Consider the following 8,662-nt stretch of genomic DNA (forward strand, 5'->3'; position numbering starts at 1 on the left):
TATTGTTGATGCTGTCCCTGCCACGCGTTGCGGGCAGCTGCAGGGAATCGGCGGAGGGATAGGTGCTCAGTATCCAGGGCTGCCATAATTTACCATCGGAGGTAGTGGCGGTGATATCAAGATCGTTTATAAGCGCTTTAACGGCGTTTACTGCCGCCGGAGGGTCATTCCAGCACAAGGTTACTTTTACTTCCTGTATGCCCTCCGGGATGACTATATTGAAGGTGGCAGCTGTATGGTTGCTTACATTTCCCTGCAACAGCCGGTTGTCCTGTATTGTTTTTATGGCAGCGAAGGCATGCAGACTGCCATATCCCCCGCCAAACGATGGGCGTATACCTGCGGCCCGTGATGCACTGTTAATAATAACCGCTTTAAGAAGGGCCGCGGGGGCGGCGCTGCCACGCAGCATGCGCCAGGTATCCTGTAACAGGGCCACTACGCCGCTGGTAAGCGCTGCGGCTCCGGAAGTACCATCTTCACCATAGGCAGTAACATGCGGCACTATACGGCCATCGTAAGCGGGCCCCCTGGAACTGAGGCCCATTAGCCGGGCGGCGTCATCTGTACCGCCGGCAACAAGGATGTTTTTTGCCTGTTTGAAATTGCCGGATAAATTAGCATAGCCAGCAATGCCCTGATAACGCCCGGCTGATGCAGGCGACGTACCAATATTTCCGGAAGAATATACATGCACGATGGTATCTGCCGTATAGATATGCTGATCGTAAGCCGCCGTTTCTGCCCCATAATAGTTTTCGATAGCGGTACCATAGGAATGGTTTTGCACCGTAGCGCCGGATTGACGATAGTATGCGTCTTCATCAGGGAATAAACTATTGTTGTAATCAGATGAACTGAGCTTTACTCCCGGCGCTGCACCTTTGCCCCCGGCGCCGCTGTTACCTGCACCGCCAATCAGTGTGGCCATGATCAGCGCATGAGCAGTATTGAGCGTGGAGTTATAGGAAGATGGAATATACCGCCCCTGTAAATCGATGTCTGTTGTATCAAACATATCCTCTTTAACTGAAACGGCTACACGCTGACCTGTAATAAGCGGAAACTGTTGTTGTGCAAACGTAATCCTGTTCAATGCCATATTACTGGTATTGATAATGATTTCAGGAGAAGGACGGCGGATAAGGTCAGCAAATTGTATAGCCGGCTGACTGATAAACGAGGGCCAGTCCTCCTTTTTAACCTTTGCAACCGCCACATGGTACTGCGTGGAATACGACTGTACCCTTGCATACGCCAGTTGTTTTTCCGAAGGTATACATGATACCTGTGTAAGAATACTATCCTGTGCAGCTGTTTTTTCCAGTTGCTGTAACAGCGGGATGCTTGCTTTGAAGTTATAGCCGGCGCTGTAACAATACAGGACAGTACTGTCGTTTGGCGCCTGTTGCAGTATATAATGATAGCGGGAAACCGGTTGCATAAGTCCCCATTGCTGTAATCGCTGTTCATCCGGCAGCTTTGAAAATTTCACGAGGAATGGCCCGCTTTTACGCTGCAGGGAGAAAGTATCTGTTGCGTACCGTTGCACCATGCTGTCTGTATAGTACTGCTGCTGCGCTTTTGCGTAGTAACAACCATATAACTGCAGGAGCAGCATAAGACATATTTGAAAGGGTTTTATCCGCATGGAGGCGTTGGAAAATGGTATGTGATCTTGGTTTAGTGTTGTCACCTAAAGCTACTGTATTTAGTTTTTCAACACAATTTTTTATCATCTCCACAACAAAAATTTTTTTTAAATAAAACGAATGTTGTAATATTGAAACAGGAAATCCTTAGGATAAAATTCAACAAAATCTGAGCAACGATCTGTAAACTGTTTCACAAACAATCAATTTATAGAGCAAATCTGAATCCCCGGAAGAACCGGTATTACTGAATCATTACCAGGCCATTAAAAACTGATGCTATGCTATTGCAGGGCATATTAGCTATTGTATGTACCCGAAAACGAGAGTACTGAGTAATTGTAGTTTTCAGGAAGATAATCAAAGCTAAATGATTGCATTTGCGGCAGGAGAATGAAAAAGCAGCTGTATTCACGGATACGGCGTTATGCCTTTTTTATGCCTGATCCGGGCGCAGCGCAGGTATTAGTATTGTTAACAATTGTCTGTTTACAGGAACAGGCGAAAGGATATCTTTTTTTAAAACCTAAATCAAAAGTCTGAATTTTTTTTCTAAACAAAACCAAAAATCTGAACTATGAGAACACAATCAATTCCTGTACTCTGCTGCATGGCAGCGGCTTTCCTCTTTGCGTCCTGTCAGAAGAATGACGCTAAAAAAGAAGCGCAGCCAGATCCTGTATCAGCAGAAGTGTTAGCCCAGATCAAAGCAAATGGCTTCAGTACAGAGAACGTGGTAAAAACCGAAGATGGCTACCTCGTGGAAGGTGACATCCTGCTTACAGCTGAACAGCTGAAAGCATCAGTTAGCAGTCCTGTTTTAAGAATCGCCAAAACAGAACAGTACCGCACCAATTACCTGGTAACGGCATTACCCCGCGTTATCAGGATTAAAGTAACCGGTCTGGGCACCGCTTTCATTGCAGGTACAGATACCGCTATTGCACGCTACAACAGGTTAGGCTTACGTATGACCTTCCAGCGCGTTACCAGCGGCGCTGCTGAAATTACGATCAAGGGCTTTAACCAGGGACCAAGCGGCGGTTACATCACATTGGGCTCTTCCGGGTTCCCTACCAGCACCGGTAATCCTTACAGCACTATTAAAATGAACACCAACCAGTATGCGTATGGATCCAATCCAAACGTACTATATGTGGGCTCTGTGATCCAGCATGAAATTGGTCACTGCATTGGTATGCGCCATACCGATTACATGGACCGTTCCTACAGCTGCGGTGGTACTCCAACAAACGAAGGTGCAAGCAACATAGGTGCAGTGTATATCCCGGGCACCCCATCCGCACCGGATGCCAACTCCTGGATGCTGGCCTGCTCCAATGGCGGTAACCGTACATTTAATGCCAATGATATTATTGCACTGAATTACCTGTATCACTAATCGTTGCATGGGTTGATCTGTTGAGGTATTTCCGGGACCGGAACTTTTTACTGCAGGAAAAGGATTTCCTCCAAATTCTTGCTGAATTAAATTTCCTGTGGTCATCTGTTCCGTCCCGGAAATACTATTCTCCGGTACATAATGCCTGTTCATCTATCTTTTTTGCTGATCTGTTACAGAATCAAAATCTTTATAACAGATCAAAAAAGATAAGATGGAAAACACCCGTAAACAATTCCTGAAACAACTGTTTATCAGCGCTACAGCAGTACCGGTACTGATTGAGGCATGTAAGAAAAGTGATGCCACAGATCCTGATACAACCGGCAGCGGCAGCTGTACCGTTTCCCCGGAAGAAACAGATGGCCCTTATCCATTGTATGCCAGCAGGGGATCCTCTATCCAGCGGGTAGACATCACGGATGGTAAAACAGGCACCCCATTGCATATCACTATTAATGTACTGAACACAAATGACAGCTGTAAACCGCTTGCTAATGCGAGGGTCGATATCTGGCATTGTGATAAGGATGGCTATTACTCCGGTTACAGCAACCGCGGCTACCTGGGCACCCAGGATAATACTTCCCTCGTTTTCTGCAGGGGATTACAGTATTCAGATACCGCCGGACAAGTGAAATTCACCTCCATATATCCTGGCTGGTACGAAGGCAGGGTAACGCACATTCATGCACAGGTATACCTGAACAATAAACTGAAAGCCACCACGCAGATCGCGTTTCCCGATGATGTTAATACAGCGGTATATAACACTGCATTATACAGTGCACACGGACAAAATACCGGTGTTCCCAACAACAGTGCAGACTCCATTTTCAGCGATTCACTGGCAGCTGAACTGGCCACCGTAACCGCCAGCGCCAGCAGTGGTTATGATCTTGTTCACAATATTTACATAGCAGGCTGATATGGGAAAAACAATGATAAAGCTGGCTATAAGGCAGGTGATACATGCATCATCCGAAGGGGTATTTGCAAAGCATATATTTCATGATTCGTATGCGGAGTTCCTGCTGCAATCGCAGGTCTACAACCCCGATGGGGCATTCTCCACTTTTGCCGAAATGGTGGAGCATCAGCCCAAAGCGAACTCCCTGCATTATAAAACAGGTTTTGCGGTGGGATTGTATATCCAGTCCCTCGCTAACCTGGTGCCTGGTGGATGGGACACGTTGGGCAATACCCGGTTGTTGTTTGAACGGCACCAGTTTAAAATTATCAGTTCAAGTATTCACGACCGGCAGCAGCACAAAGTGGCTATACTGTATTACACCGCGCCACTACGCCTGCACAGGGTGATAGGAGACTACCTGTTGCTTGGCTTCAACGACACCAATGATACGTTCACTTTAAAACTGAACGATGATATATCTGTTTGTAATTATAGTGAGGAATCCTAAATTCAACATCTCCCTGAAAACACAAAAAAGAATAAAATCAAAGTAATCAGCATAATCATCTTAATCCTGAGTCAGACAAAACCCGCTTTTCCACTCGCGGATAAAATCGCTGTAACTATCGCTCACTGGCAGCTCAGTGGATGAACTGAGCCTGACTTTACGGTTAACCACCGACTTTACTTTATCAACAGCAACAATGTAGCTGCGGTGTATGCGCCGAAAGCGGGATGCCGGCAGTTTCTCCTGCATTTTTTTAAGGGTCATCAGCGTTAGTACAGGCGCCTGCCGGGTGAGGTGTATCCGGATATAATCCTCCAGGCTTTCTATGTAAATAATTTCGTGCAGGGGAATTTTCACCATGTGATAGGAGGAGTGCACCACCATGCTTTCTGTTGCCGCCGGCAGCAGCTGTTGCCGGCAATGCTGCTGTGCTTTCTGCACGGCCTTTTCAAAACGCTGAAAGGGAATGGGTTTCAGCAGGTAGTCGATGGCATCGAGCTCAAACCCGTCGAAAGCATATTGTTTATAGGCGGTGGTAAAAATGATCATAGGGCAGGAAGCGAGTCCCCTGGCCAGGTCCAGCCCGTTGATGTCGGGCATGTTGATATCGAGGAAAATAAGGTCCACCCGGCTATGCCGCAAATATTCTGCTGCGGAAATGGCATCGGTAAAAGTATGCAACGGTTTCAGCCAGGGAAATTCCTGCGCGTAGGTTTTGATGACCTGTATAGCAGGTGGTTCATCATCTATCACAATAAATTTAATCTCCATCGGTTATACCTGTAATTGTAAAGAAATAGCGTAGGCGCCGTTGTCTTCGCTGATCTGCAATTCATATTTATCAGGATACAGGTGGTCCAGTCTTTGCCGGGTATTGGCAATTCCAATACCGGTACGGCTTGTATCCGTTGTCATTCTGAATAATTTATTACTGCAGTAAAAATGGATACTATTACCTGATGTTTGCAGCAAGATATTAATTTCAGAAGGCTCATGATTGCTGACCCCGTACTTGAAGGCGTTTTCAAGGAATGGCAGCAGTACCAGCGGGGCAATGCATTTGATGCCGGGGCTGCCGGTAACAGCGAAATTGACTTTTGTTTTGGTGGTGAGCCGGAGTTTCTGGAGATCGATATAATCCCGCAGGCATTCAATTTCGCTTTCCAGCAGCACATAATCATCTCTCGTATCTTCTGTAACATAGCGCAGCATATTCGACAGCTTCATGATGCTCATAGCCGTATTATCACTGCGTGTGATAGCCAGGGAATAAATATTGTTAAGGGTATTGAACAGGAAATGGGGATTGATCTGGGCTTTGAGAAACGACAGCTCCGCCTGGGTTTTCCGGGTTTCAGCATACAACGCCCGTTTTTCGGTCTGCCGCCAGCGGTGCGTGGTTTCAATAGCGATACTGAGCGCAATGGTGAGCAGGAAAAGGAAGTCGCTCACAATATCCACCCGTACGCGGGGCTTCATGGCTTCCGGTCCGGGGCCGGGTTTACCATCCGGCGGCATTGGCGGGCGCCACCTGTTTTCCATATGCGGATGCCGTAGCCTGGAAAACAGGTGATCGTAGGGGCGCATATAATTCACCATTACCAGCAACAGCAGCACAGAAAGGAAATAAAGAACGTATTGTTTCCTGAAATACAGCCTGGGGAAAAGGAAGGTGGTATGAAAATAAAACAGTGCTACGTATGTTACCAGGAACACCAGGTAATCTGTTGAGAATAAGATGGAAAGCGCTTTACGGTCGCCCGTTTGCCCGCTGATAAACAGCAGGGGTAAACCCAGGCATATCAGCCACCCTGTGATGTGTGCGATTACTACCGAAGATTTTAAGCGGAACATTTGCGACAGATAGATATAGGGCTGAAATTCAGATTTTCTTCCCGGATAGCGATCGCTTTCTCTGTAAATCGCTGGTTTATGTCGATGAATGATCGGAAACACCGGGTTATCTTTTCATCGCTGCCCGAATTATAGTAAATTGCCTCTTTTATAAAAAGAATATCAGATATGTTGCAAAGAATCGTGAAACCGGTGCTGTTAATGGTACTTCTCCTTGTACTGGCCAGGCACACTTATGCTACGGAGGGAATGTGGCTGCCACAGCTGCTTTCCGGTCTTAATGAGAAAGAGATGAAGGGAATGGGTATGAAAATCACTGCCGCGGATATCTACAGTATCAACAAGGGCAGCCTGAAAGATGCCATCGTGAGCTTTGGTGGTTTTTGTACGGCGGAGGTGATTTCGGAGCAGGGATTGCTGCTCACCAATCATCACTGCGGCTATGATGCCATCCAGAAGCACTCCTCCTTGCAGAATAATTTCCTGGAAAACGGATTCTGGGCAAAATCGGCCGTGGAAGAGCTGCCTAACCCCGGTTTATTTGCCACCTTCATTGTGCGTATTGATGATGTAACCAGGGCAGCGCTGCAGGATGTAACGCCCGGTATGAGTGAAAGAGAGCGGCAGTCGGCCATCGACAGGCGGTTGAACGAGATCCGGCAGAACGCCCGGCGTGAAAGCTGGCAGGAAACGATGGTAAAACCTTTCTATGAAGGCAACCAGTATTTCCTGTTTGTAACGGAAACTTACCGGGATGTACGCCTGGTAGGCGCACCGCCTTCCTCCATCGGCAAGTTCGGGTCCGATACGGATAACTGGGTATGGCCGCGTCATACAGGCGATTTCTCGATGTTTCGTATCTATGCCGGTAAGGATGGTCGCCCGGCGCCTTACTCAAAGGATAACGTGCCTTTAAAGCCCAAATATGCGCTTACGATTTCCCTGAAAGGAGTAAAACAGAATGATTTTACCATGGTGATGGGTTTTCCCGGCCGCACTACTGAATACCTGCCTTCTGAAGGCGTAAAACAAACAGTAGATGTACTGGATGCCGCCAAAGTGGAAATGCGCGACGCCGCTCTCAAAATCATGGATGGCTACATGCGTAAAGATCCGCAGATAAAGATCCAGTATGCGGCGAAATTTGCCGGTACAGCCAACTACTGGAAGAAGTGGATGGGAGAAATGCAGGGTGTAAAACAAACCAATGGCGTAGGCAAAAAGCTGCAGTATGAAGATACCTACCGTCAGCAGCTGGAAACCAACCCGGCATGGAAACAGCAATACGGGGGCGTACTGGACTCGCTCAATGCTTACTACCAGCAGATACAGCCTTATGCCCAGGCCCGCGATTACTACAGCGAGCTGGTAAGGAACGTGGAACTGTTCACTGTTGGCGACCGCCTGATCAGTTTTCTCAACGATGTGCATGAAAGGGGAGAGGCGCAGTATGAAACCATGCGGCAGCAGTTCCTTGCCTCCATGCAGGGATTTTACCAGAACTATAATGCCGGCGTGGACCATGATGTGGCGGTAAGCCTCATCGCACTATATGCCAAAGGCGTTCCCGCACAATTTGCAGGAGCGGAGTTTACACAGATCTGGCAGGAGAACAATAAAAATAGTCGTGCACTGTCTGATAAGCTGTATGCGGTATCCGGACTAACGTCTATGGATAAACTCACTGCTTTTGTGCAGCAGCCATATAATACAGTAGTGGCACAGATGTGGAAAGATCCGGCTACCCGCCTGGTAATGGCCATGCGTAAAGGTTACGTGGATAATATAAGTCGCCCGCTGGCCGATCTGCAATCCAACATCAACAACCTGCAACGCACTTATATGCAGGCGCAGATAGATGTAATGGGCAGTAAGAAAGTGTTTTATCCCGATGCCAACAGTACGCTGCGGGTTACCTATGGGAAAGTAGATGGGTACAACCCGCGTGATGCCATTCACTACGATTTTTACACTTATCTCGATGGCGTGATGGAAAAATACGTTCCGGGTGATTACGAATTTGATGTGCCGGCGCGCCTGATAGAGCTTTACAAAAAGAAAGACTATGGCCGTTATGGCGTGAATGGCAGGATGCCGGTTTGTTTCATCGCCTCCAACCACACAACCGGCGGCAACTCCGGCAGCCCTGCACTGGATGCCTATGGCCGCCTGATAGGGTTGAATTTCGACCGCACCTGGGAAGGCACCATGAGCGATATTAATTTTGACCCGGCCATTTGCCGCAACATCATGGTGGATATCCGCTATGTACTGTTTATTGTAGACAAATACGCCGGCTGTACGCGACTGATCGACGAGATGAAGTTGCTGTA

7 protein-coding genes are annotated in these 8,662 nt (G+C 47.6%); 4 read left to right on the plus strand and 3 right to left on the minus strand.

From position 1 onward, the window contains the following. On the minus strand, nt 1-1,621 hold a 1,621-nt coding region (locus VIM72_RS06270; protein ID WP_332002010.1), incomplete at its 3' end, for a S8 family serine peptidase. A 608-nt stretch (nt 1,622-2,229) separates the two neighbouring features. Here VIM72_RS06270 and VIM72_RS06275 point away from each other — a divergent pair. The 3 genes from VIM72_RS06275 to VIM72_RS06285 all read left to right on the plus strand — a co-directional run bounded on the left by VIM72_RS06275 (nt 2,230) and on the right by VIM72_RS06285 (nt 4,475). Then, nucleotides 2,230-3,054 (plus strand): M57 family metalloprotease, encoded by an 825-nt coding sequence (locus VIM72_RS06275; RefSeq protein WP_332002011.1) that lies wholly within the window; start codon nt 2,230-2,232, stop codon nt 3,052-3,054. A 214-nt stretch (nt 3,055-3,268) separates the two neighbouring features. Beyond that, nucleotides 3,269-3,982, plus strand: coding sequence for an intradiol ring-cleavage dioxygenase (locus VIM72_RS06280; RefSeq protein WP_332002012.1), 714 nt, complete (start codon nt 3,269-3,271; stop codon nt 3,980-3,982). 1 nt (nt 3,983) lies between these two features. Then, the gene (locus VIM72_RS06285; RefSeq protein ID WP_332002013.1) at nt 3,984-4,475 is read left to right on the plus strand and encodes a hypothetical protein; all 492 of its coding nucleotides are present in this window, start codon (nt 3,984-3,986) and stop codon (nt 4,473-4,475) included. Between the two features lie 60 nt (nt 4,476-4,535). On the opposite strand, the gene VIM72_RS06290 is transcribed toward VIM72_RS06285, so the two are convergent. Together VIM72_RS06290 and VIM72_RS06295 are read right to left on the minus strand one after the other, a co-directional pair. Continuing rightward, nucleotides 4,536-5,246: a LytTR family DNA-binding domain-containing protein gene (locus VIM72_RS06290; protein WP_332002014.1), complete on the minus strand. Its 711-nt coding sequence runs from the start codon at nt 5,244-5,246 to the stop codon at nt 4,536-4,538. 3 nt (nt 5,247-5,249) lie between these two features. Next, nucleotides 5,250-6,329, minus strand: coding sequence for a sensor histidine kinase (locus VIM72_RS06295; RefSeq protein ID WP_332002015.1), 1,080 nt, complete (start codon nt 6,327-6,329; stop codon nt 5,250-5,252). Between the two features lie 168 nt (nt 6,330-6,497). Between VIM72_RS06295 and VIM72_RS06300 the strand changes: the two genes are divergently transcribed. After that, nucleotides 6,498-8,662: S46 family peptidase (locus tag VIM72_RS06300; protein WP_332002016.1), on the plus strand; the 2,165-nt coding region annotated here is incomplete at its 3' end.

It is taken from the genome of Chitinophaga sp. (assembly GCF_036569185.1).
In the GTDB taxonomy this organism is placed as follows: domain Bacteria; phylum Bacteroidota; class Bacteroidia; order Chitinophagales; family Chitinophagaceae; genus Chitinophaga.